21 protein-coding genes are annotated in these 23,162 nt (G+C 66.6%); 20 read left to right on the forward strand and 1 reads right to left on the reverse strand.

Going from position 1 to position 23,162, the window contains the following annotated elements:
* The first annotated feature begins 10 nt into the window (after positions 1 to 10).
* Together AC069H_RS27860 and AC069H_RS27865 are read left to right on the forward strand one after the other, a co-directional pair.
* Positions 11 to 880 (forward strand): sigma-70 family RNA polymerase sigma factor, encoded by an 870-nt coding sequence (locus AC069H_RS27860; RefSeq protein WP_478226955.1) that lies wholly within the window; start codon positions 11 to 13, stop codon positions 878 to 880.
* Between the two features lie 164 nt (positions 881 to 1,044).
* Complete coding sequence (locus AC069H_RS27865; RefSeq protein WP_478226956.1) at positions 1,045 to 3,711, forward strand: MFS transporter; 2,667 nt, start codon at positions 1,045 to 1,047, stop codon at positions 3,709 to 3,711.
* Here AC069H_RS27865 and AC069H_RS27870 read toward each other — a convergent pair whose 3' ends face one another.
* The gene (locus AC069H_RS27870) at positions 3,712 to 4,113 is read right to left on the reverse strand and encodes a winged helix-turn-helix transcriptional regulator (RefSeq protein WP_478226957.1); all 402 of its coding nucleotides are present in this window, start codon (positions 4,111 to 4,113) and stop codon (positions 3,712 to 3,714) included.
* A gap of 391 nt (positions 4,114 to 4,504) precedes the next feature.
* On the opposite strand from AC069H_RS27870, the gene AC069H_RS27875 reads away from it, so the two are divergent.
* The 18 genes from AC069H_RS27875 to AC069H_RS27960 all read left to right on the forward strand — a co-directional run bounded on the left by AC069H_RS27875 (position 4,505) and on the right by AC069H_RS27960 (position 23,072).
* Complete coding sequence (locus AC069H_RS27875) at positions 4,505 to 5,050, forward strand: A24 family peptidase (protein WP_478234310.1); 546 nt, start codon at positions 4,505 to 4,507, stop codon at positions 5,048 to 5,050.
* Positions 5,051 to 6,206: 1,156 nt separating this feature from the next.
* Positions 6,207 to 6,638 (forward strand): hypothetical protein, encoded by a 432-nt coding sequence (locus AC069H_RS27880; protein ID WP_478226959.1) that lies wholly within the window; start codon positions 6,207 to 6,209, stop codon positions 6,636 to 6,638.
* Between the two features lie 78 nt (positions 6,639 to 6,716).
* Positions 6,717 to 7,415 (forward strand): SAF domain-containing protein, encoded by a 699-nt coding sequence (locus tag AC069H_RS27885; protein WP_478226960.1) that lies wholly within the window; start codon positions 6,717 to 6,719, stop codon positions 7,413 to 7,415.
* Positions 7,416 to 7,448: 33 nt separating this feature from the next.
* Positions 7,449 to 8,282: a CpaE/TadZ family protein gene (locus AC069H_RS27890; protein WP_478227116.1), complete on the forward strand. Its 834-nt coding sequence runs from the start codon at positions 7,449 to 7,451 to the stop codon at positions 8,280 to 8,282.
* A gap of 131 nt (positions 8,283 to 8,413) precedes the next feature.
* Complete coding sequence (locus AC069H_RS27895) at positions 8,414 to 9,802, forward strand: CpaF family protein (protein WP_478226961.1); 1,389 nt, start codon at positions 8,414 to 8,416, stop codon at positions 9,800 to 9,802.
* Positions 9,799 to 10,725 carry a type II secretion system F family protein gene (locus tag AC069H_RS27900; protein ID WP_478226962.1) on the forward strand — a complete coding sequence of 309 codons (927 nt, stop codon included), beginning with the start codon at positions 9,799 to 9,801 and terminating at the stop codon, positions 10,723 to 10,725. The genes AC069H_RS27895 and AC069H_RS27900 overlap by 4 nt, the downstream gene beginning before the upstream one ends.
* The gene (locus AC069H_RS27905; protein ID WP_478226963.1) at positions 10,722 to 11,627 is read left to right on the forward strand and encodes a type II secretion system F family protein; all 906 of its coding nucleotides are present in this window, start codon (positions 10,722 to 10,724) and stop codon (positions 11,625 to 11,627) included. Before AC069H_RS27900 ends, AC069H_RS27905 begins: the two co-directional genes overlap by 4 nt.
* Before the next feature lie 70 nt (positions 11,628 to 11,697).
* Entirely contained in the window at positions 11,698 to 12,633 is a 936-nt protein-coding gene (locus AC069H_RS27910) for a hypothetical protein (RefSeq protein WP_478226964.1), read from the forward strand.
* Positions 12,634 to 12,695: 62 nt separating this feature from the next.
* Positions 12,696 to 12,950, forward strand: a complete 255-nt coding sequence (locus AC069H_RS27915) for a hypothetical protein (RefSeq protein WP_478226965.1) — start codon at positions 12,696 to 12,698, stop codon at positions 12,948 to 12,950.
* A gap of 42 nt (positions 12,951 to 12,992) precedes the next feature.
* On the forward strand, positions 12,993 to 13,415 hold the full coding sequence (locus AC069H_RS27920; protein WP_478226966.1) for a hypothetical protein: 423 nt from the start codon (positions 12,993 to 12,995) through the stop codon (positions 13,413 to 13,415).
* A 74-nt stretch (positions 13,416 to 13,489) separates the two neighbouring features.
* On the forward strand, positions 13,490 to 13,885 hold the full coding sequence (locus AC069H_RS27925; protein WP_478226967.1) for a TadE/TadG family type IV pilus assembly protein: 396 nt from the start codon (positions 13,490 to 13,492) through the stop codon (positions 13,883 to 13,885).
* Positions 13,882 to 14,331 carry a TadE family protein gene (locus AC069H_RS27930; RefSeq protein ID WP_478226968.1) on the forward strand — a complete coding sequence of 150 codons (450 nt, stop codon included), beginning with the start codon at positions 13,882 to 13,884 and terminating at the stop codon, positions 14,329 to 14,331. The genes AC069H_RS27925 and AC069H_RS27930 overlap by 4 nt, the downstream gene beginning before the upstream one ends.
* Positions 14,328 to 14,741, forward strand: a complete 414-nt coding sequence (locus AC069H_RS27935; protein WP_478226969.1) for a pilus assembly protein TadG-related protein — start codon at positions 14,328 to 14,330, stop codon at positions 14,739 to 14,741. The genes AC069H_RS27930 and AC069H_RS27935 overlap by 4 nt, the downstream gene beginning before the upstream one ends.
* Positions 14,738 to 17,875, forward strand: a complete 3,138-nt coding sequence (locus tag AC069H_RS27940; protein WP_478226970.1) for a BTAD domain-containing putative transcriptional regulator — start codon at positions 14,738 to 14,740, stop codon at positions 17,873 to 17,875. Before AC069H_RS27935 ends, AC069H_RS27940 begins: the two co-directional genes overlap by 4 nt.
* 1,385 nt (positions 17,876 to 19,260) lie before the next feature.
* Positions 19,261 to 20,019 carry a hypothetical protein gene (locus tag AC069H_RS27945; protein ID WP_478226971.1) on the forward strand — a complete coding sequence of 253 codons (759 nt, stop codon included), beginning with the start codon at positions 19,261 to 19,263 and terminating at the stop codon, positions 20,017 to 20,019.
* Positions 20,020 to 20,190: 171 nt separating this feature from the next.
* Positions 20,191 to 21,195, forward strand: coding sequence for a DUF932 domain-containing protein (locus AC069H_RS27950; RefSeq protein WP_478226972.1), 1,005 nt, complete (start codon positions 20,191 to 20,193; stop codon positions 21,193 to 21,195).
* Between the two features lie 132 nt (positions 21,196 to 21,327).
* Entirely contained in the window at positions 21,328 to 21,930 is a 603-nt protein-coding gene (locus tag AC069H_RS27955) for a hypothetical protein (protein ID WP_478226973.1), read from the forward strand.
* A gap of 89 nt (positions 21,931 to 22,019) precedes the next feature.
* The gene (locus tag AC069H_RS27960; RefSeq protein WP_478226974.1) at positions 22,020 to 23,072 is read left to right on the forward strand and encodes a DUF3560 domain-containing protein; all 1,053 of its coding nucleotides are present in this window, start codon (positions 22,020 to 22,022) and stop codon (positions 23,070 to 23,072) included.
* Positions 23,073 to 23,162 lie beyond the last annotated feature (90 nt).

A 23,162-nucleotide genomic window follows, 5' to 3' on the forward strand; every position in this document is an offset into this window, starting at 1 on the left:
CAGAACGGAATTGGGGTACGCAGACGTGGTTCAACTTATTGATCGTTCTGGCGAGAAGGGCGGCTGGCGTAGGCGTGTTTGCTGTACGCGCGGTAGCAGTTCAGGGGCTCGGGCGTCGATCGGCGAAGTTCCGGAGAGAAGCGACTCCCGGCTGATTTTCGCGGTCCGGAACGGAGACATTACGGCGTATGGCGAACTCTACGAGCGGCATGTCGCGTCGGCTCAGAACCTGGCCCGGCAGCTTGCTCGTTCGAGCTTCGAGGCTGACGATTTGGTGGCCGAGGCGTTCAGCAAGGTTCTCAAGATAATTCGTTCTGGCCGAGGCCCTAGCACCGCTTTTCGCTCGTACCTGCTCACGGCGCTGCGTTACACCGCCTATAAGAAGACGCGTAGAGATCGGAAAGTCGAGCTGTCGGAGGACATCACGGCGACTGTCGATCCTGTGCTGGTTAGCGTGCCCTTCAGCGATACGGCGATAGCCGGCCTGGAGCGAGGCTTTGCGGCCAGGGCGTTCGCGCGGTTGCCTGCGCGGTGGCAAGACGTCCTCTGGCGCACCGAAATCGAAGGTAGGGCGCCCGCGGATATCGCGCCCGAACTAGGGCTCACAGCCAGTGGTGTCTCGGCTTTGGCTTACCGAGCACGAGAAGGCCTTCGTCAAGGTTATCTTCAGGCCCATTTGGCTGTCGACAACGCGAAACGATGCGCTCCCACGGTCAAACGCCTCGGGGCTTGGACCCGGGACGGCTTGCTGAAGCGCGAGGCCAGCCAGGTTGAGGAGCACCTCAGTGCTTGCGAATCGTGCCGTTTGCTATCGGCGGAACTGGCCGAAATCAATCGTGCCTTCCGCATCGGCAGACGAACTGGCGCCGGTCCTTTGTAGCCGATCAACCTCGCGCTCACGATGGGTGACAGGGTGCCTGCGATCGGGTGAAAGTTCGCCGATGGTATCCAGATGGCGACTCTCCGGGCATACCGTGGCTGGTCCAGACGTGTGACGCCGTTAAGGCGACTGGATAGGCACAACCGCGCGGTTGGAGGGACCAAGTGCGGCGTGTGGGAGGGGCGGGCTTTGTCGACTCATTGAGAGTCGGCGAGTTTCGTGCGCTGTGGTCGGCCGAAGGTGTTTCGATCCTCGGTGATCAGCTTGCGAGGGTGGCTCTGGCGGTTCTGGTCTTCGACCGGACATCGTCGGCTGTGCTCACAGCGCTGACTTATGCGCTCACCTTCGTTCCTGCCGTTCTCGGCGGATTTCTCTTGTCCGGATTGGCCGACAGATTCCCGCGCAAACGTGTTCTCGTGCTGACCGACCTGGTGCGTGCGGGACTGGCCGCGGCGATGGCCGTCCCCGGTATGCCGCTCTGGCTGCTTTGGGCGTTGGTCGGTCTGCTGACCATGGCCTCGGCGCCGTTCAAAGCGGCCCAGCTGGCGCTCTTGCCGGACGTGCTGGGAGGTGAGCGGTATCAACCTGGCCTCGCCCTTCGCCAAATGACGGTCCAGATCGCTCAGGTTGTGGGCTTCGGCTTCGGCGGGATTTTGGTCGGCGTGCTCGGCCCGTCCGGCGCCCTCGTCTTCGATGCCTTCACTTTCGTACTCAGCGCAATGATCATCGCAGTAGGCGTGAGACCCGGCAGAGCCGCGAAGGAACGCACGTCGGCCGAGGCTGATGGCGGTGCGCAGCCCCGAGGGGTCGATTTCAGATTGGCGGCGCCGTTCATCTTGGGGGCGTTGATCGGGCTCTTCGTGGTGCCCGAAGGCCTGGCAGCTCCATATGCGGAAGCTCTCGGACTCGGAGCGGTCGCGATCGGTCTCTTGATGGCGGCGGATCCTGTTGGCAGCGTCATCGGGGCCTGGTGGGCAGCCAAGACCAGCACCTCGACCACGCCGACTCAACGGGCCGTCGTAGTGCCGGCCGCGCTCGCCGGAGTGCCACTCATTGCTTGCGCGTTCGCCCCGGGAATCGTGTGGTCGATCGTGTTGTGGGCGGCATCCGGCGTCTTCTCGACGATCTATTTGATCCGCCTTCAGCCCATGATCGTTTCCCTCGTGCCTGATTCTCGGCGTGGCAGTGTCATGGGACGGTTCAGCACCACCGTCTACGCCGGGCAAGGCGTGGCGATCTTGAGCGGCGGTGTCGTCGCCGAACTCATCGGCCCGACCTATACCGTCGCTGCGGCCGGCTTGCTGGCCACGGCCTTGGTCGTGACCATCGGAGCGGCCTGGAAGATGGCTCGCCCTCGACGAGGCAGAGTCACCGAGGACGAGCCTGCGCAGGCCGATAGGGCAGCGCGAAGACCATCAGACTTCCTTGTTACGCATCGTGGCCTCCTCCCGGGACGTCCGGCTGAAGGAGGAGGCACGACCGGCCAGGAAGCGGCGACTTCGGAGACCGGCCCCTCCTCCGAAGGGAACGGAAGTGCGGTCAGTATGCCGGGGAAGTCACAGAGCGCGCATGGCGATAGCCCGAACGGACGCGTAGGCTGGTCTGTTTGGTCTCACTCTCTGTATGCGCGTGGATTCATCTTGTTCATCGAAATGGCCGCGATCGCGGCCGTCGGCGTCAGCGCGGCTCTTGATCCGCCCGCGTGGGCGGACGTCCGCGTCTGTCTGTTCGTCATGGCCTTCGGGGTGATCGCGGCCGAGTTGGCGCGCAGCGTCGAACGGCGTCGCCGGCGCTTCGCGGACACACCGCACGTCAATTTCTCGTCGGTATGGACGCTCGCTGGTGCTCTTATCCTCTCCCCGTCTCTCGCCGCCGTCCTCGCCGTCGTTCTCTATGTCCACCTCTGGCTCCGTTGTTCGCGCGGCGTGGCCGGGACCTTCGTCTCGAGGTTCGCCTTCAACGCGGCCAACGTGATCCTGTCCTGCCAGGTGGCTGGGTGGCTCGCCAAGCAGATGCAATTGGTGCCCATGACGCACGAGTTCGACGGCTCGGACGCGCTGGCGTGCGCCGCGGTCGTCGTCGTGTACTTCGCCGTCAACTCGCTGATCGCCGCGATCACCATCGCGATCGTGCGTCCCGACAGGACGGCTACGAGGCTCCTCGGACCGTTTAGCGAGAACGCGCTCGAACTCGCGACGTTGTGCATGGGCGTCGTGACCGCTCTCTTGCTCAGCATGCACCCCACGCTCGTGGTGCTGATCTTCGTGCCGCTGTACGCGCTGCACCGGTCGGTGCTGATCCGACAATTCGAGCACGCGGCCACCATCGACTCGAAGACCGGCCTGTTGAACTCGACCGCCTGGCACGCCCTCGCTGAAGCTGAGTTCGCGCGAGCTGAACGCAACGGCACGAGGGTCGGTGTCCTGATGATCGACCTGGATCACTTCCGCCGGATCAACAACGCCTTCGGTCATCAAGCCGGAGATCGAGCACTTCGCGCCGTCGGCCAGGTTCTCCAGAGCGTCGGCGGGGAAGACTGCAGCGGTCGGTTCGGTGGCGAAGAGTTCGTCGTGATTCTTCCCGACGTAACTCAGGACGAGCTCAGAGCCATTGCCGACCGGACGTGCGAGGCCATCTTCGGTTTGCGCGTCGACGGGATCCACGATCACGCCGCGGGCGACCAGCACCCACTCAGTGCGTCGATCGGAGCCGCCTTATACCCGGATACCGGGAAGAGTCTCGAGGATGTGCTCCTGGCTGCCGATCTGGCCTTGTTCGCCGCGAAGGACGGTGGGCGAAACCAGGTTCGCATGATGACGTCGACTGCTTGATCAAGTCCTGTCCGTGCTGGGGGAGGCGTCTTTCGCCAGGCTGTCGCGGTTCTGCTGTGCCCATGTCGCCAACGGCCGCAGGGCGCGCAGAAGCTCCTTGCCGCTGGGAGTGAGCCGGTACCAGACACTGCCCCCGATCTGGCTTCCCTCGGCACGGCGAACGACAAGCCCGTTGTCCCGAGCCCGTTGAAGAGTGTCGGTCAGCACTTTGTCCGTGACCGGCTTCGGGTGCGACACCCATCCGACGCGCTCCTCGACGCCGTTCACCTCCGCCATCAGATCCTTGTAGCGCCTCTCGCCCAGCGCGAGCGTGGCCAAGACCGCCACCGTCCATTGACCGGAGAGCACGGCCAGTGCCTCGTGCAGGCTTTGGCGGTACGGGACGTCCCAGTCATTGGTCACGGCCCCTACCTACCACGAGAGAACTTGCGCCGGTGCAAATATGCGGTCCGATGTCCACTGTTCGAGTGAAGATCAACGTACTGAGCCAAGGCTCAGTACGTACTTACCTTGCAGATAGTCGGGGCTGACCAGCTAGAACGGACTGGCCCGGACGTTCCGCTCCGGGGACGGAGGTAGGTGACCGGCTCGGCCCGCAGCCGGCGAGCGCGCCGGGCCAAGCCGGTCACCATCACCGACAAGGAGGGCGAGGCCATGACGATTCGCTCGTGCTTGCGCACCTCGCCGGGGAGTGCCAACAGTGCCGATCGTGGAGTACGTAATCGGAGTCGGGAGCTTCGCAGCAGGGCCGGCGTTGCTTGCCGCTGCGGAGCGCTCGACGAGCACGGTTCTGGTGACCAGGCCCCGTACACGGTTCGCGGTCGCGGCCACGATGTCGGTCGCTACGGCGGCGGGCAGCTGGATCGGCTGGCTTCGTCTGGGCACGACGCCGAACTGGCTGGTCTGGTGCTGGGTCTGCGCGCTGGGATGCGGCCTGGCGCTCACGGATCTCCGGTGCCGACGACTCCCGTTTCCGATGGTGACGGCGCTGGCAGGCGGCTGTGCCGTGGCGTTCCTCGGCATCGCGCTCATGGACGGAGCTTGGTCGAGATTCGGTTTCGCCTGCGCGTCCGCCGTGGTCGCGTTCGCTCTTGCGTCTCTAGTCCAGGTCTTCGCGCCGGACCACACCGGCGGAGGCGATACGGCGCTGTACGGTGCGCTCGCGCTGTTCCTCGGTTGGTTCGGTTGGGACGGCCTACTGCGGGGCCTGCTGATCGCCAGCGGGCTTACCGCAGCGGTTGCTCTCGTGGTCGCGGTGTCGTCCAAGAGCGTGAATTCCAACTTCGCTGCTGGACCGTCACTGCTCGGCGGAGCGCTGGTGAGTGTCCTCATGGCATAGACAGTCTTGTGACCGTGCTGGCGAGGTCTGGCACGGCGTCGGAAGCACTAGGGGAGGAATCTGTGAGCAACCTCGGCCCGCGTTGTTGGCTAACCCTCGTCTCGAGCGGCATGGTCGTCCTGGTCTCCGCAGGGTGTGGCGGCGACGGCGAGCCGACATCGTCGACCGCGCCCACGTTGTCGGCTCCAACACAGGCGCCCTCGACGCTGACGTCATCCGGTCAGGATCAGCGGCAGGCTGTCGAAGCGGCCTATACCCAATTTTGGCCGCGGTCGCTGGCCGTGCCGAATTCTCCGGAGGACACGTGGCGGGATGCAATGGCTGCGCTCGCGGTAGACCCGCAACTATCTACGACCCTAGAAGCCATGCGCCGAAACAAGCTGGTTGGGGTTAAGCCGTATGGGGATGTCACCACGCGAATCAACAGCGTTGATGTTCGCGGCGATCGGGCTACGGTGCAGGACTGCCAGGACGGATCTCGCTCGGGGCAAGCCGACGCGACTACCGGTGACCGCAAGACCGTCGGTTCCCCTCGTATCCCCATCCACGCCCAGATGGTTCGCGATATGGCGGACGGGCGTTGGAAAGTGTCACAGCTTGACTACCCAGGCGGGCCGTGCTGATGAGAATTCGGAACGCAGTTGCCTATGCGGCAGGGGTTGTCGCTGTTGTCGGTGGCACGGTTGGACATGCGGCAGCGTCGGCAGAGGCTGCCCTTAGTCAGCCCAGTCCGCAGGACGACGGCCAAGTCATTGTCGTCCCTAACAACACGGATCAGTTCGGTCAGTACGCTCCGCCACGTGTTGACATGCGGGCGTTAGACCTAGGAGGTCAGGCACCTGTGCGGCCAGGCGGACCGGGGAGGAAGCCGAGCAGTCAGGGTCGGCAGGCGGCTGGTTTGAGCGGATCACCGGAGTCGTCGGACGGGCTTCCTGCGGGCTGTTCGCTCGGTGGTTTCGGTGTGGGTGGTGCACCTGGCGTTGGTCGGCCGGGTGGCAGTGCGTTCGGCATCCGCTGCGTCCCCTCGCTGCCGGTCGACGAACTCGCGGCGTCAGGTGGACCGGCGGCTCCGCCCTTGCCGACTCCGGCGGATCTTGCTGCGCGCGCATTCGAGCAGCTGCAGTTACCGTTGCCCGTTCCTCGGCATTCGCCGGATGTGCGGTTGCCCGATGGCAGGACCGCCACGATCGTGGGGGAGAACACCTGGATCTGGACCGATCGCAGCGTGTGGAAACCGGCGGTCGAGCGGGTACAGGCCGGTCCGGTGTGGGCCGAGGTGACCGCGACGCCAACGGGGATGACCTTCAACTCGGGGTACGGCGGGTCGATGTCCTGCTCGGGGCCGGGAACACCGTATGACCGGTCCCGCGGGCTGCACGCCGCCAGCCCTGATTGCGGTTTCGTGTACACCCGCAGCTCGGTCGGGCAGCCGAATGATCAGACCACCGCGGAGTGGGCGATTCAGTGGTCGGTGAGCTGGATCGGCTCGGACGGGACTGGTTCGGTGGGCGGTGACTTCCCGCTGATGCAGTCCCGGGCGAGGGCGACGTTCGCTGTCGCCGAGGTTCAGGCCTTGCGCGCGAACTAGAAACGTGCTCTGGGAAACCGTACTTAATTGTGTTCTGAGTTAGCGGAACGCAATTCTTGGTATTGAAGGAATGCTGCTATGGGTACCGCTTTGTCTTTTTCGCTTCCGCCGAAAGCGCACGGCCGTGATTCGGCGTTCGTCGGCCAGCCCGAGGACGACGAGCCGCCGCGGGTGCCACGGCGACGGCGCTGGTGGCTGTTGGGGGTCGCGGTGGTGCTGGCCGCGGTCGTCGCGTTCGGCAACTACGCCTTGATCGCGGGGCAGGACGACCGGGTCGATGTCCTCGTGCTCACCCGTGAGGTGGGTTGGGGGCAGACGATCGTAGAGGGCGATCTCGATGTGGCCAAGGCCGTCCCGGACCAGCCGCTGGCCTTCATCCCGGTCGGTGACAAAGCCAGCGTCGTCGGGCAGGTCGCGCGGTCGATTCTGCCCGCCGGGACGGTGCTGGTGCCTGGGCAGCTGTCCGGGCAGCCGATTCCGGGACCTGGGGAGCGGCTGGTGGGGCTTTCCGTTTCGCCTGGCCACCTGCCCGCCCGTGGTTTGTCGGCTGGGGATCTGGTGCAGGTCACCCCGATCGCGGCCAGTAGCGGGCCGGACGTTGGGCAGGCTCCGGCGAACACGTCCGGTCCGTTTCGTGCGCGGGTGCTCGGCGTCGGCCCGCCGGATTCCGCCGGAGCGGTCACGGTCGATGTCGTCGTCGGTGCTGATGCCGCGCACGCCGCGACCAGCGCCTCCGCTGAGCAGGTCGTCGTGGTCCAGCTCGGGCCGGGCGCGTGAAAAAGATCGGCTTCCGAAGGAGTGGTGAGTGAGATGGCGATGATCGCGATCGTGTCGGGCAAGGGGGCGCCGGGCGGGACGACGACGCTGGCCGCGTTGGCTGCGGCCTGGCCCGTGCCGGTGCTGTTGGCCGACTGCGACCCGGCGGGGGGTGACCTGGCGCTGGGCTGGTTGGGGCATTGGGTGGTGAACGGGTTTCTCCGTACTGACGTCGGTGTGTTGTCGCATTTCATCGCGACCCGGCACGCGACGGCCGGGGATCCGGCGTCGCTGATTGAGCACGTCCAGGCGGTGCCGTCGGCGCGGCATGTCGGCCTGCTGGCCGGGCTGAGTACACCGGGCCAGCACACCGCGATCGGCACGGCCGGATGGACCCGTCTGACCGTCGCTCTGGCCGCGTTCAGGACCGCGGCCGGGCATCCGGCCGACGCGCTGGTCGACCTTGGCCGCTTCAGCTCGGCGACACCGTGGCCGGTGCTGCTCGCTTCGGATCTCGTGTTGGTGGCGGTGCGCCCGACGCAGAGGCATGTTTTGGCCGCGCGCCCCGTCCTGGCCGAGCTCGCCGAGAGGATTCTGCCTCAACGGCTGGGCCTGGCCGTCTGCGCGACAACGCCCGCAGGCACCCGCGAAGTCCGCGTGGCGCTGGGACGGGAAGCCGCGGTGGAAGTCCCGATGGCCCCGCGGACGGCGGCGGTGTTCTCCGACGGCATCGACGGAGGAACGCCTCCGCACCGGTCACCGCTGCAGCGCACCGCACGCCGCGTCGCACGCCATCTCCACAGCACGTACCACAGCTACGCGCCAAGCGAGCCGCGCATTCCGGCCGCGGCCGCACCGTCCCGCCTACTTTCCGGAGGAACACGATGACGTTGCCACGCAACGGGTTCCGCTTACCACATGATCCGGCAGTGTCGCCATATCCAGTGACGTTGCCGCCACCGCGCAGCACCTCGGCGGGACCCGCAACAGCGATACCGCGGACACCGCAGCTGGACAGTGTGCAGACAGGGCGGCTCGACCCCGAGGCTGTCAGGGAGATCCGGGAAGCGGTCGCTGCCCGGCTGGAGCGCATCGCCGCGGGCGAGTCCCATGTGGACACACCGCTGACGAGCGAGGAGCAGCAGGCGCGGATGCGTGCCTACGTGGCCGACGAGGTCGCCGGCTGGGTGCAACGCCGCGCAACCGCCGGACACGCGCCGCTGCCGGTGGCCGAGGAACGCCGGTTGAACCGAGCGGTCGTCGCGGCGCTATCCGGGCTGGGCGCACTGGAGGAACTGTTGGAGCGTGACGATGTCGAGAACATTCATGTGCACGGTTGTGACCGGGTCCTGTTGGAGCTGGCGGACGGCTCGGTCGAGCAGTGGCCGCACCCGGTGGCCGACACCGATGCCGATCTGGTGGAGATGCTGGCGGCGATGTTCGCCCGCCAGGGCCAGACCTCCCGGGAGTTCAACGCCGGCCGCCCGTTGGGAAACCTTCGGATCGGCGCCGGTGGCCCCTTGGGGGCGAGGGTGGCCGCGGTGATGGAGGTTTCCGACCGGCCGCGAGTGGCGATCCGCCGCCACCGCCTGGTCGATGTCGGCCTGGACGATCTCGTGGCCAACGGCACGCTCGATCCGCTGCTCGCGTCCTTCCTGCGCTCGGCCGTGCGGGCGGGCTGCAACGTGATCGTGTCCGGTGGCCCGGCCGCGGGCAAGACGACGTTGCTGCGCGCGTTGTGCACGGAGATCCCGGACTACGAGCACGTCGTCACGGTCGAGGAGGAGTACGAGCTCGGTCTGCACATCGGCGCCCGGCCTTTGGTCACCCCCTTGGAGGCCCGCCCGGCGAACTCGGAGGGCATCGGGGAGATCTCCTTGGACGACCTGCTGAAGCAGACGCTGCGGCACTCGCCGAGCAGGGTGATCGTCGGGGAGGTCCGGGCAGGGGAAGTCACCGCGATGCTGCGCGCTCTCGGGAACGGCGCCACAGGCGGTATGTGCACCCTGCACGCCACGAGCGCCTCCGCGGTGTTCGACCGGATCGGCGCGCTCGGACAGCTCGCTCATCCGCCGTTGGCGATCGACGCCGCTCACCAGTGGACCGCCTCGGCGATCGACCTCGTTGTGCACGTCGCCCGCGCCGACCACGACACACCCAGCGGGCGGCGCAGGCAGCGGTTCGTCACCGAGATCATCGAGGTCGGCCCAGTCGGCGATTCCGGCCGCCCGGACACCACCAGAATCTTCGCCCCACGCCCAGCCGACGGCCGCGCCGTCCCGGCCTACGCACCCACTCGTGAGCTGCTGGAACGCTTGGCAAGGCACGGGTTCGACCGCCACCTGTTCGACACCGCCGGTGCAGACACCTGGCGTGCCAACGGTCTGCCAGGCGGGGGCGGGCGATGACGGGCGTATGGGCCGGCGTGCTCGGCGTCGCCGCGGTGGCGGCGATCGCCTGCGCCGTCGCGGCTTTCCGCCCACCCGCTGCGCGGTCGACGCCACCGGCCACGGCGCGCAGCGCGGGCTGGAGGACGTTCGCGGCGCGGATACCGAGGCGGCGGGTCGTCGTCGCGGTCGTCGCGGGTGGTGTTGTGTGGTGGGGCACCGGCTGGCCGGTCGCCATCCTTCTGACCGTCGCTGCGGTGCTGACGGTGCCGATCCTGATCCGCGGACACGACGCCCGCCGCGTGATCGCGAGGCTGGACGCCCTCGCGAGCTGGGTCCGGCGTCTCGCCGATGTGCTTGCCTCCGGCGCCGGCGGACTGGAGCAAGCGATCGCCACCTCCGCCCGCACCGCCCCCGAAGCCCTGGCCAGCGAGATCGAAACCCTCGCGGTACGGCTGCGGACCCGTGGCCTTGAGGCCGCGCTCCGTGCCTTCGCCGAGGACGTGGGCGACGAAGCCGCCGACGAAGTCGTGCTCGCCCTTATCCTGCGCGCCCGCGCGGGCGGACGCGGACTGGTCGACATTCTCGACAGCAAGGCCACCGCCCTGGAACGCGAGGTCGTCGCCCGCCGCGACATCGAAGCCGACCGCGCTAAACCCCGTACCGATGTCCGCGCCATCCTCGGAATCACCGCGCTCCTGCTCACCGGCCTCGTGGTCTTCGCGCACGAGTTCCTCACCCCGTTCAACGACCTGCTCGGCCAGCTGGTGATGGCCGGGATTGGTGGTCTGCTGGGTGCTTCCGGGTGGTGGATGCACCTGCTCACCCGAACTCGCCGTCCGGCGCGGTTGCTCGGTGCGACTTCGAGGATTCCGCCCGGGACACCGAAGCCGAGACGCAGCCCGATCGCTGCCGCTCGCCTCGATGCGGAGGTGCCACGATGAATCCCGGGATCACCGCTGCGCTGCTGGGCGCACTGGGCGGGCTGGCTCTGGTCTGCGTGCTCCTGGCCCTGGTGCGCCCGGCTCCGGTCAACGTGGCCGCCGCGGTCGCCGAGCTGGACGACCGTGCCGCTCGCCGTGCTGACGGAGCAACGCCACGCAGCCGCTGGTCGACCCGGATCGAACGCCTGGCCGGGGTCTCCGGACGTTCGTCGAACCGCTGGTGGGGCATTCCCGCCGCAGACCTCGACGTCCTCGATCAGACCGCCGACCGCTACCTGGCCCGCCGCCTGACCTGGGGTGCTGCAGCTGCCGGAACTGTGTTCGCGGTGGCCGGGCTTGGCTGGTTCGGCGGCATCGACCTTTCCGCCGCGGTGGTGGTGCTGGCCGTGATTGCCGGCGCGGCGGCCGGATCGGCGGTGCCGGCCCTGGCCGTGCAGGAGGACGCCACCCGGGCGCGGGAGGAATTCCGTCGCGCCACCGCCGCCTATCTCGACCTCGTCGCGCAGGAACGCGCCACCGGCCGCGCCCCCAGCCAGGCACTGGGCGAGGCCGCCGCCGTTGGGGACTCGTGGGTATTCGCCCGGATCAGCCGCACCCTCGGCCGCGCGACACGAGCCGGACACACCCCGTGGGAAGCCCTGTCCCGGCTTGGGAAACGTATGGGAGTCGTCGAACTCAGCGACCTGGCCGACATCCTCGCCACCGCAGCCGACGGCGCCGCCATCTACACCACCCTGATCGCCAAATCGAGCTCCCTGCGCGCCGCCGCGCTGGCCACCGACAAAACCGACGCCAACGCCCGATCCCAACGCCTCGCACTCCCCGTCGCACTGCTCCTGGTCGCGTTCCTGCTCCTGGTCATGTACCCCGCCATGATCCGGCTGGCCGCAGGCGGTGGCTAGCCGGTACGCCACCGACATCGCGAACTTTCCCGCTCAGGGAACAAAACTGTTTCTTGTTAAGGAGAAACTGATGCGCCACCACGATTCGCCTGCGACGGTGCCACCGGTGCTCGACTGCGTCCTCCCTGACGGCTACGACACCGTGCTGCTCAATCCTTCGATTACCCCGCGGCAGTGGCGGCGCAGGCAAGCTCTCGGGCTCGTCCGCCCCATGACCATCCTCAAAGGACTCTTCGCCGCTGGTCTGGCCGTGCAGATATTCAGCGCAGGCCACGGATTCGGTGAGAAACTCGGCATCGGCCTGGTGACCTTGATCCTGGTGCTGGGTGTATTGCGCGTCCTTAGCCGCCCAGCTGGAGAGAACCCGTTCGAGCGCGAAGGAGCGCCACGGCCTCGGCTCCGGAAAGGGGAGTTCTTTCAGTGCCACGATTTCGACGACCTGGATACCGGCTCTCGTGAACTGGTAGCAGAATTGCTAACGGGGCTAAAGGAGCTGTACCGCAGCCCGGCACGCGCCTGGCTCGACCCCGCTCTGCCGAGTGAGGTCCACACAGTGGTGTGGCGTGCCTTGTACTGCCTTGACCGCAGCCGCGAGACCCGTGCTCTTGCTCGGGAAGTCGACTCCGAGTTCGACATGGGCGACGACCTGGTCGCCGCCACGCGACGAGCGGTCGACGACGTCGACGCCGGCCTGCGAGGGGTAGCTCGGCATGTGCGTGGTTGCGTCGTGCTCTGCCGCGCGTGGGAACAGAAAATGCGGCGACACGACCTCGCTGCCCGGGCTGGCCACACGCTAGCCTCCGTTCCAGGACAGGACCACCTCGCCAGGTTATCGCGAGCTTCCGAAGTGTTGCCGCTAAGCGTGTTCGCTCACGTAACCGCAGCACGGGATATCACCCGTGCTGGGTCGTTCCCGTGGGAGCAGCCGCAGTCCCGATGGACCGACCTCGCTCTCTTTCCATCACACGAATCCTCAACCTCACCGACTGCCAGGAGAGGGCCATGAGCACCTGCCAGACAGAGAAGCTTTGCAAGACACCCGCATCGTCGGGAGGGAGTTCGATATCTATGCACAACATCGTGAACCGCTATGTGACCACTGTCCGGCGACGTGGCGCCCGGCTCGGACTGATCCTGACCAAGTGGGTGCTCGCTCTCGTGATCGCTACAGAAGAGCAGTGCACGCGAGCCCGCGCGTCGCGAGACCGCGGATCGGAGTCCGTGGAGAAAGCGGTCCTCGTTGCGATTGGCCTTGCTGTGGCGATCGGGCTTGGCTTCGCGATCCGCGCCGCCGTCCAGACCTATCAGGGCCAGATCAAGTGAACCTTCCGCAACCGGAAGCCCTGAAGAACAAAGGAGTCCACCATGCCTACCGCCGAGGAGATCGAACGACGTGTCGAAGCAGCCGACGCTGCCCGGAGCGAGAGGAGGTCTGCCGCGGCGCGACGCGTCGGCGACTTGGCAGAGCGTCACGCCGAGCTCGCCGAGGAACTCGGCGATCTCGAACGAGAGCTGGGTGAAGTGCTGTCAGAGTCCGGTGACGTCATTGAGATCGAAGAGCTGGCAGTGTTTACCGACATACCCGCCTCCGACCTTGTCCGCTGGCTGGACAACACCAAGCCCAGCCGTACCAAGCGGAAGAAACACGCCGGAACGAGCCACACGAAGACCGTCCAAACCCGGAAACCGGATGCGCCCAACTCGCCAGCGAAACCAAAACCCGCCACAGCACGAGATGTTTCGCTCGCGCGCGACGCCATCATGCCCACACCGGCGGTGGCGTCGTGATCACGCCAGCACTTCCACGGCGAGCAGGCGAGCGGCCAGTGTGGACACACTGTCGCGAATTCTGGCGAACGCGGATGTACGACGACAGGGGAGCTGAGTCTGTCGGCCTGGCCGTCCTGTTCCCGTTGGTGCTGCTGCTGATTCTCGCGGCCGTGCAAGGCGGGTTATGGTGGCACGCGCACTCCGTGGCCGCTCAGGCAGCCCAGGCTGGTGTGGACGCCGGACGTCCAGTCGGCGCTACCCAGTCCACCGCGGCCGCGGCCGCACGGTCGTTCGCCGAACGCGCCGGCCGCGGCGTCCTCGCCACACCCGGGATCCGCGCCACGGTGTCCGCTGACATCGTCCAGGTCGCGGTCTCCGGTAAGACCGTCCGGCTGCTGCCGATCCCCGGCCTCGATATCGAGGTCGAAGTGACCGCCCAGGCGGCCAAGGAGCGCTTCACCACGCCGCTTGCCGGGGGTGGCTCGTGACCAGCCAGGTACGCGCGCATCGCATCGGTCGACTGTGGACAGACAGGGGTTCCGTCAGCGTCGAAGCCGCGGTGCTGGTGCCCGCCGTCATCATCGTCGGACTGCTGATCATCGCCGGCGCTCGTGTCAGCTCCGCCCAGCAAGCAGTCGACAACGCCGCTACGGCGGCTGCACGCGCCGCGTCGATCGCCCGCAGCCCTCACGCGGCACAGCAAGCTGGAACGGCTGTGGCTCGCGACCGTCTCGGCCGTGAAGGCGTTACCTGCCAGGAAACCAGCGTGTCGGTCGACGCGAGCCAGATCGCCGTCGGCCGCGCCGGCATGGTGCGGGCCAGCGTGACATGCCGCGTCGCGCTCCACGATCTCGCGCTGCCTCTTCCTGGCGGGACCCGCACGATCACCAGTTCCTTCACCAGCCCCACTGATCCGTACCGAGGATCCCCATGACCGCTCCGGCACGGCCACGTGATGCCGGGTCGGTCACCGTGATGATCGCGATCCTGGTGCCCGCGCTCCTGTTCGTGCTCGCCCTGGTCGTCGATGGCTCCGCCTGCCTGCGGACCATCGCCCGCGCTGACGCCCTGGCCGCCGAAGCCGCCCGCGCGGCGAACACCGCCGTGGACACCCGCAGCCCGCACGTCGGCGTCGACACCGGCACAGCCGCCCGCACCGCGGCCGACTATCTTGTCCGCGCCGGGCACCCCGGCCAGGTCACCGTCAGCGGAACCCGCACGGTCCGCGTGACGGTCACCGTCACCGAGCCCGCGCCCATCGGACTGCTCGGCCGTAGCGTCCAGGCCACCGGAACCGCGCTGGCCGAACTCGGCGTCGGCACCCGCGACGGCGGCTTCCCATGACCTCCCCGACGGCACAGCGCGTTCGCGGCGTGCTCGCCGCGCTGGCGCTGCTCGCCTTCGTCGCCGGCATCCCGAATGGACTTTTCGTCCTCGGTGCTGATCCCGCCCGCCTGATTCCAGACCGCTGGCCTGACCCGGTACCGATCGACCGCTGGCCCGAACAGATCTGGGCCACGCTGCGCTGGGCATGGATCACCGGTGACCTCATGATCTGGCTGGTCGTCGCCGTGGCATGGGCAGGCTGGCTGGCACTCACCCTGTCCGTGATCGTCGAAGTGATCCGCCAGACCGGACACGGCGTCCGTACCGCCCGCGGTCTGCTGCGCCGAGTACCGCGTGGCCGATGGATCGCCGGACTTGTGGCCGCCGTTCTCGTGGCCACCTCCACCGGTACCGCAGGGGCATCGACAGCCTCGGCAACACCCGCTGCGGCCACCGCGCCGCCATGGCCACACGAACACTCTGTTGCGGCAGCACGGGGCTCCGCGACCGATCAGCCTGCGGGGACCGTCGGCGCCGCGACCACGCCGGTTCTCGCGGCGGCGCGAACAGACGACGCTGTGCCCTACACGGTGGTACACGGCGACACCTTGTGGGACTTGGCCGAACGTCACCTCGGCCGTGGCACCCGCTACCACGAGATCGTGCGGCTCAACCCCGCCCTGCTCGCCGACAGCCCCGGAGACCTGGAACCGGGGTGGACGCTGTTATTCCCGCCGGACGCCATCGCCTTGCACCGTCCTGCGGGCATCATCACAGCGAGCGGGCGCACCGTCACCGTCGAGCCCACCGACACGCTCTCCGCGATTGCGGAACGCGAACTCGGCGACCCAGATGCCTGGCCCGCGATCTTTGACCTCAACGCCGGCCGCACCCAACCCGACGGCCGCGCGCTGCGCCACCCCGACCAGATCCTGCCCGGCTGGCACCTCGTCCTGCCCGCCCAAGTGGCGCCGCCACCAGAGCAGCCCGCGACGCCACCGAACAGCCCGACGCCCGCGCCCGCCCCAGAGAGCCCGGCTACCTCCGCCGAGGAGCCCGCCTCGCCGGACGCACCTCGAGGAGAACCGCCGGACCTGCCCGAGGCACAGCCCGGAACCGGTATCGCCCTGCCGACCGGTGCGTTCGTCGGCCTCGGACTGGCTGCCCTGATCACCCTCGCGATGATCACCGTCCGACTTCGGCGCCGCCGCTGGTACCACCCTGGCGTACGCGACGAGGCTGACCCTGCCGGCCTTCCAGTCGTCCGCGCACTGCGCATCGCTCACGACACCGCCACGAGCACGCCCGCTGGCGACGACAACCCGACCGCTGCACCCGCAGCACCCGGCCACGCACGACTGGCCGACATCCACATCCGCGACCGAGCCCGAGCCACGGTCCGTGCTGTGCTCCCGGCACCCCAGAACACCGCGCTCGGCGTACGCGACGGGCACGCCATCGCACTCGACCTCGCCAGCACGCGGGGACTAGGACTCACCGGTCCCGGTGCCCATGCCGCCGCACGAGCCTTGATCATGACCCTGCTCGCGCAGGCCACCAGCGACGGCCTCGACGCCATGATCGTGATGCCCGCCGACGATGCCCGCGCACTCTTCGGACACGACCTGGCCGATCCCGTCCCGGACCGGCTGCTCATCGTCGATGATCTGCCCGCAGCGCTGGCGACGTTGGAGGCCGAGCTGGTCGCCCGCACCGACACTAGCGACCTCACGCGCGACGACCCACCAGCGAACACAGCGTTTCAGGGCGGAGACACTGGACCTGCCGTGGTGGTGGCCACGCCCACCGCGGACACGAACCGGCGCGCGCACGCCGTCCTCGACAACGGCGCGCACCTTGGTCTGGCTGGCGTGTTCCTCGGCCCCTGGCGCCCCGGCGGCACTGTGCGCGTTCGCGACGACGGCACCGTCGAAGCGACCAGCCCCACCCTGAGCGAAGACTTGGCCGGCGCCCGACTTTTCACATTGCTGGACGCCGATGCTCGTGACCTGCTCGCACTCTTGCATGCGGCCGAGCCCGGCAGCGACGGCCCGATCCGAGACTGCACCGTCGCCTGCAGCGCCGTGGAACCGGGCACACAGCGGCAAAGCCGGGCTGAGAGCACGAGGGCGAGTGCCGAGCCACTCGTCTTCGAGTACGAGTTCGCTACGGCACCCGACGCCGCAGCCGTGACCCCACCGACGGAGACCGCCAGCGACAACCGCGGCGAGAACCCGACAACCGGACCGTCCGGACCAGCTGAATCAGAAACGCCCGAGCCATCCCCGCCGGAGGTCAGCAACCACCCGCGCCCCTCGGCCGCCCGGCGCGACGACAACCCAACGACCGCGCCGCGCCCGGCCACAGATCCAGCCCCGGCCCCGCCGCTGCACCTGCAGGTGCTCGGCCGACTGCACCTGACCAGAGCGACCCCCGAACCCCGTGACCTCATCGACGTTCTCGCTCCGCGGCAACGCGAGATCCTGGTCTACCTGGCGCTACACCGTGACGGGTGCCGACGCGAAACCCTCAGCGCCGCCCTCTGGCCGGACGCTCCCGGCGAACGTCCCTACAACAGCTTCCACGCGACCCTGTCCCAGCTACGCCGCAGCCTTCGCCGGGCAAACAACGACGACACCCTCGACCTCATCGTCAACCAGGACAGCCACTACCGACTCGATCAGACGATCCTGACCGCCGACCTCTGGCCGCTCCAGGACGCCATTACCGCCAGCCGCCATGCCTCGGCAACAGAGGCCGTCGCGGCGGCGAACCGCGTCACCGAGCTATACCGCGGAGACCTCGCCGAAGGCATCACCGCGGACTGGATCGACGGACTCCGCGAAGCACTCCGGCGCGACGTCCTCGACGCGCTCAGCACCCTGATCCGCAAGATCAGAACCGACAACCCCGAACAGGCACTCGCCCTGCTGGAACAAGCCCGCCACCTTGACCCCTACAACGAGGCGATCTACCGCGACCTCATGCGCCACCAAGCGCGACTCGGCCAGCACGACAGCATCCCGCGCACCCTGCACCTGCTCACCACATCGCTGGCCGACCTCGACCAAGGCCCCGCCCACAGCACTCTCAGCCTCGCGGACGCCCTACAACAGCCGAGAAATCACATATCCAACCGGCAAGCCAGCTAAACGAACCCAGCGCCTCACGCAGGAAATCGCCGCGATTTTCATTGCGAGCCACCAGTTGCCGGAGGCTGTCCAACACGAGCCAGCCTCGTTATACTGAGCTGATTCCTCGCGGATACTTCGAACGCCGTGACATGAACTTGTTAATATGATTCCGGGAAGCGGCGGTGGCAGCCGCGGAGGCGATCCGAAGCACGGCCCGAGGCCAGTACTCTGCCGGATGTACAACCGGCACAGAGCCGGAGACGAGCCCGTAGACCTCTCGCCCGTCCACCTTCCTCTCCACCTTCCTCTCCACCTTCCCCTCAGCCTTCCTTTCCGGACTCCCGCTAGAGAGGAAGGGGCGCGCCAAAGCCTTGTTGCAGGCCAACGCTGGGCAACCCCCTCCTCCGTGTCCCCCAACTTCGGTGCCGGCAGGCACGTGAACAGTCGGCTTGGGTGGTGTGTTGGCTATCTGATGCTCGCACTGCGTTCCGTTCGCAAGTCCCCGTTCTGTGGTAGTCAGCTTCTTCATCATCTTCCTTTCCCGCGGCTTTCCTTTCATTCTTCTTTTTGATCTCAAGTGGTCACATATCGCTCTCTGTCTTTTCTTGCACGCAAGATAAAATCTAACGATACAGAAACACGGCTCATAAATGTTGACAACCATATAAACGACGTGGCCGCAAGTGGTGCGATTCGAGAACCGCGAGATATCCAAAGGGAAATTCGTACAGATTCCAAGCTGTGCCGCTGTGCGGGTCGCGGGCGGTGGCTGCCGCTGTGCGGGTCTTCTCTTCCTCTGCGTCTTCCCAGCTCAAGGGCCCGACCGGCCCTGGGCAGCGAGGTCGATGCCGAAGGTAACGGCGAGATAACGGAACCCGACTGAAGGTTGAAAGTGTCTAGATACTATGTCAACCTAGACATGTAACCAAGACAGACCGGAGCGGATTAGACAGAGAAGGGGCGTGAGGACCGGGACACGGCGTCCCGCGAGCGATCTCTTTCCTTTCTTTTCCTTAAGGGTTTGGTCGTTACGAACCATAAGACCCGCACAGCGCGGGCAGCGGCTTGGGTCGCGCGGACAGCAGCGAAACCGTGCAGGGCGGTAGCGGGGAACGACGCGTAGCCAAACGCGCATTTCTAGTCTGAGATGCGTAGTAACTGCGCTTGCAGCCCCGTTATGTGAATCCCTTGCTATAGGGCGGAGTAGTGCGCATAAAAGGCATGCCTGCCAGAGGTGTGTCCCCAAGATAACTACATGGTGCTCAACGATCCCCTCTGGGAGAGGTTCAGGGGAATGTGCTGTCGACTGAGAATATCGCCATTGGTCGGTATCAGCTCACACCTGGCCTGAACCGCCGTGCAGACGTTAGCCACTTCGACGAGAACCATGAAAGGAAATTCTCATGTCATACAAGGGTGAACACGTATACTCGCCGGAACAATACGCCAAAACTGTAGAACTGTGGCTCGAACTGTTGGAATGCGACCGGGTCGGTCTCTCCGAGGATCGGAGTGGATACGCGTATCCGATTCAGGTGCGAGACCTGAAGGCCGACGTCATCCATGCGTTGGTGTTGTCGGACGGGGTCGAAACCGATGATGACTATGCAATCACCGTGACCCTAGTTGACTACTCAGACTATGGCGGTACCGAACGTGACGCGGCTAACGTCCGCTACTTGGCAGGCGCCCCAGGTGTTCAGACGTCCACAAACGGTCAACACGGCTACGGCTCCGCGTGGGTGCAACTCGGGGAACTCCCCACTGACGGAGACGACGTCGACACGGGGATTGAATGGCTGACCAGCCTCGTCCAAAGTGCCCAGGCAATAGACGCAGGTGAAGTCGACGAAAGCACACTGGAAGAATACGAACAAGAGTTACAAGAGGAAGCATGGGACGCGTGGCTTGAGTCGGATACTCGATCGGAGCTGGCGGACTGGTTTGGGTGCGATGATCTTGACGACTTCGGTTACACCCACGAAGAAATCCGCAACCTCTACTACTCGTTCGAGGGAAGCGAGTGGACGTGCGATTCAGCAACGTCCGCGACGAACGACGCGCACGAGAACGCCATAGAGCACATAGCGGAAACGATCCTTGTCGCCTGGCGCAAGCCGTACGTAGACCCCGCTCAAACTGTGCTTCCTATCGCTGTCTGAGGGTCATTCGACCGAATTTCGCCCCGTGGATATCAAGCGGCCGTCTGGCGATCGCTGCGGCGATTGGCAAATAGCCCTTGTGTCTTTTCGGTGCCGCGCGCGTTGGCGCGCGGTCGCCGTGACCGCACAACGGTTCCCGTATCACCTCCGATAACGAAAGTGAGTCCCGTCATGTCCAAAGAAACCAGCGAATGGCTCAACAACAACGTGCTGATCGGGTTCACCGACAAGCGCGGGCACGCCTGGCACTACCGGGCCTCGGCACAGGGCCGAGAGCCGAACCACTACACCGGCGCCATCCCGGTAGCCGACGTTCAGCGCCGCCTGTTCCACTGGACCGCCGAACCGGAACCGGTGCTCGTCGCGGGCAAGTTCGGCCTTCGCCGCGTGCCCAACAAACAGGCCATTACCGCATCGGATACCGGTGATGTCCTCGGGATCTTCGCCGACGGGTACACCGTGCACCAGTACCAGGAATGGCTACTCGACAAGGTCGGCACGATCCTGGATGACGGTCTGTCAATCGGTTCCGCCGGCCTGCTGCGTGACCGCCGACAGGCATGGGTGAGCGTGGAAGTGCCCGAGAACATCACCACCCCGGAAGGCGTGGAGTTCCGGCCGAACCTGGTCGCCTGCACCAGCCACGACGGCAGCCTTGCCACCACCTACAAGCGCACCGTGACCAACGTGGTGTGCGACAACACGATGTCGGCCGGTCTGCGCGAGTACGGCCAACAGTTCAAGGTCAAGCACTCCAAGAACGGCAAGTTCCGCATCGTGGAGGCCCGCGACGCGCTCGCGATGGTCCACACCGTGGCCGAGGAATTCGCCGCCGAGGTCAAGGCCCTGTGCGAAACGACCGTGACCGATCAGGCATGGCGCGCCTTCCTGGACGCACACACCCCGATGCCCGAGGAGAAGGGCCGCGCCCGCACCACCGCGACTAACGAACGGGCCGCGCTCAACCGGTTGTGGAACAGCGACAACCGGGTCAGCCCGTGGCGCGGTACCGCGTGGGGAGTGGTACAGGCCATCAACACCTACACCCACCACGAAGCGATCGTGCGCAACGCCTCACGCGCCGAACGCAACATGTCCCGCGCAGTGGACGGAAAAGCCGACGCGCTCGACCAGGAAACCGTGACGACGCTCGGCAAGGTGCTGGCTTCGGTCTGAAAAGGACCGTCGCCGCTTCGGTGCCCGCGCGGCCATGCGCCGCGCGTGTGCCGTGGCCGCGAGATGGCCGCTACCGGCGCCCGAACCAAAACCAGCGCACACAAAACCCCGACACAGGAAGGAAAACACCCCATGGACATGCAGGCATTCGCGGCAGCGATGGCAGAAGCGCTCGACGGAACGTGGACAATCGAATCGGGCTACCACGGCCAGCGAGACCGCTACCTCATCGGCCCAGACGGCGAACAAGTTCACGTGAGCTACTCCGACTCGGAGAAGACACCACGGCTCAGGCTGTCCGCCAGCCTCCCGGCCAAACTAGCGACTATCCGGCACCGCCACGGAAACCCGGTGCCATCACACGAAATCACGGTGTCCCCGGCCAAGACACCAGAAACCGTCGCCGCCGAAACTGCCCGGCGGCTGCTGCCCGGCTACCGGGCCACCCTCGCGGAAACCCGCGAGCTGAAACAACGACTCGATGACCAGGCCGCCGCACGCGACCAGCTCGCGCACGCCATCGCCGACCCGCTCGGCGCGACCGTCCACACGCCCGGCCCCAGCCCGCTCGGCCACGACCCGCAGGAAGCCATCGTGCGCTACCAGGGTCCGCTGGCCGGCACCGCCACGGTGCCCCGCAACGGCGGACACGTGGCCTTCGCCTTCTCCGTCGCTCCAGGCGAGGCCGCCCGTGTCGCTGCGTTCCTGGCGACATTCCCGCGAACGGCGGGTTGAGACCAGGACCACCGACCCGCCCGGATCTAGGCGGACCGAACAAGACGGCTCACACCACGTGCGAAATGAAGCGAAGGAGGCGCATCGCCATGTCCTTGGGCACTCTGACAATCCACCACGACTACGAATCCGGCACCACCGTCGAAGGCACCACTCGTAACAGTCCTGCGCACTTAGCGCTGAAGGCGCATCCGTCCTGGACCTGGTCGCGCTACGCCGGAGCGTGGCTGCTTCGGTCCTCGCGGCACCGACAGTCCAAGCCGTACGCCCTCGCCGAGATCGAGCGCGTACTCGCTGAGGCGGGCTACACCATCGAGCGCGCCATCGACGACACGACGCCCAGCGTCGAGCAACAGGAAACCGATCTCGCCGACCGGATGGACGACCGGGCCGACCGGCTCACCGAACGCTCGGGGAAGCATCAGGCCAAGGCCGACGCCACGCGGGCGAAAGCCGACCACGTTTTCCACAACATCCCGATGGGCCAGCCCCTGCTGGTCGACCACTACAGCTACAAGGCCGACCGCAACCGTCGCGAGCGCGCGTGGAACAACCTCGGCAAATCCATCAAACAGGGTGAGTACGCCGACGAGCTGGCGCGCCGCGCCGACACCGCGTCGCACCACATGGGTGCCCGCCACAACCCGGTTACCGTGGCCAACCGGATCGAGAAGCACGAAGCCGACCGTCGGCGTCTTCAGCGCGAACTCGACGGCGAACCGGCCTGGGTGACCGAGACCGACGAGCACGGCCAACGGCGGCACCGCTGGGGAATCCAGCACCCCGGCGAGGAGCGCGCGGTCTATCTGCGGCGCGAAATCACCACCCTCACCGAGCAAATCGACTACTGGAAGGGCGTCTACACCCAGCTCCAGGTTGAGGGCGAGGCGTCCACGCTGGGCCCGGAAACCGTGAGCAAGGGCGATTGGCTGCTCTACAACAGCATGTGGATGCGGGTACGGCGGGTCAACAAGAAGTCGGTCACCGTGCCGAACCCGCTCTTTTCACCGCCACGGCCGGGAGAGAAAGAGGCCACCTGGACCGTCGCCTGGCACAAGCTGCGCGGCCACCGCACCACTGAGCAGATGCCGCCGGAGATCGTCGAGGCGTACGAGGCACCTGGCATCAACCGGATCAGCTGATGCACGTACTTCGGAAGCCGACCCATCGAGGAAAGTTGGGCCACCGCGCACGACAGGTGCGCATCAATCATTTCAGAAGCCGGTGCTGTC

The sequence above is a fragment of the Amycolatopsis sp. NPDC043887 genome, from assembly GCF_056435665.1.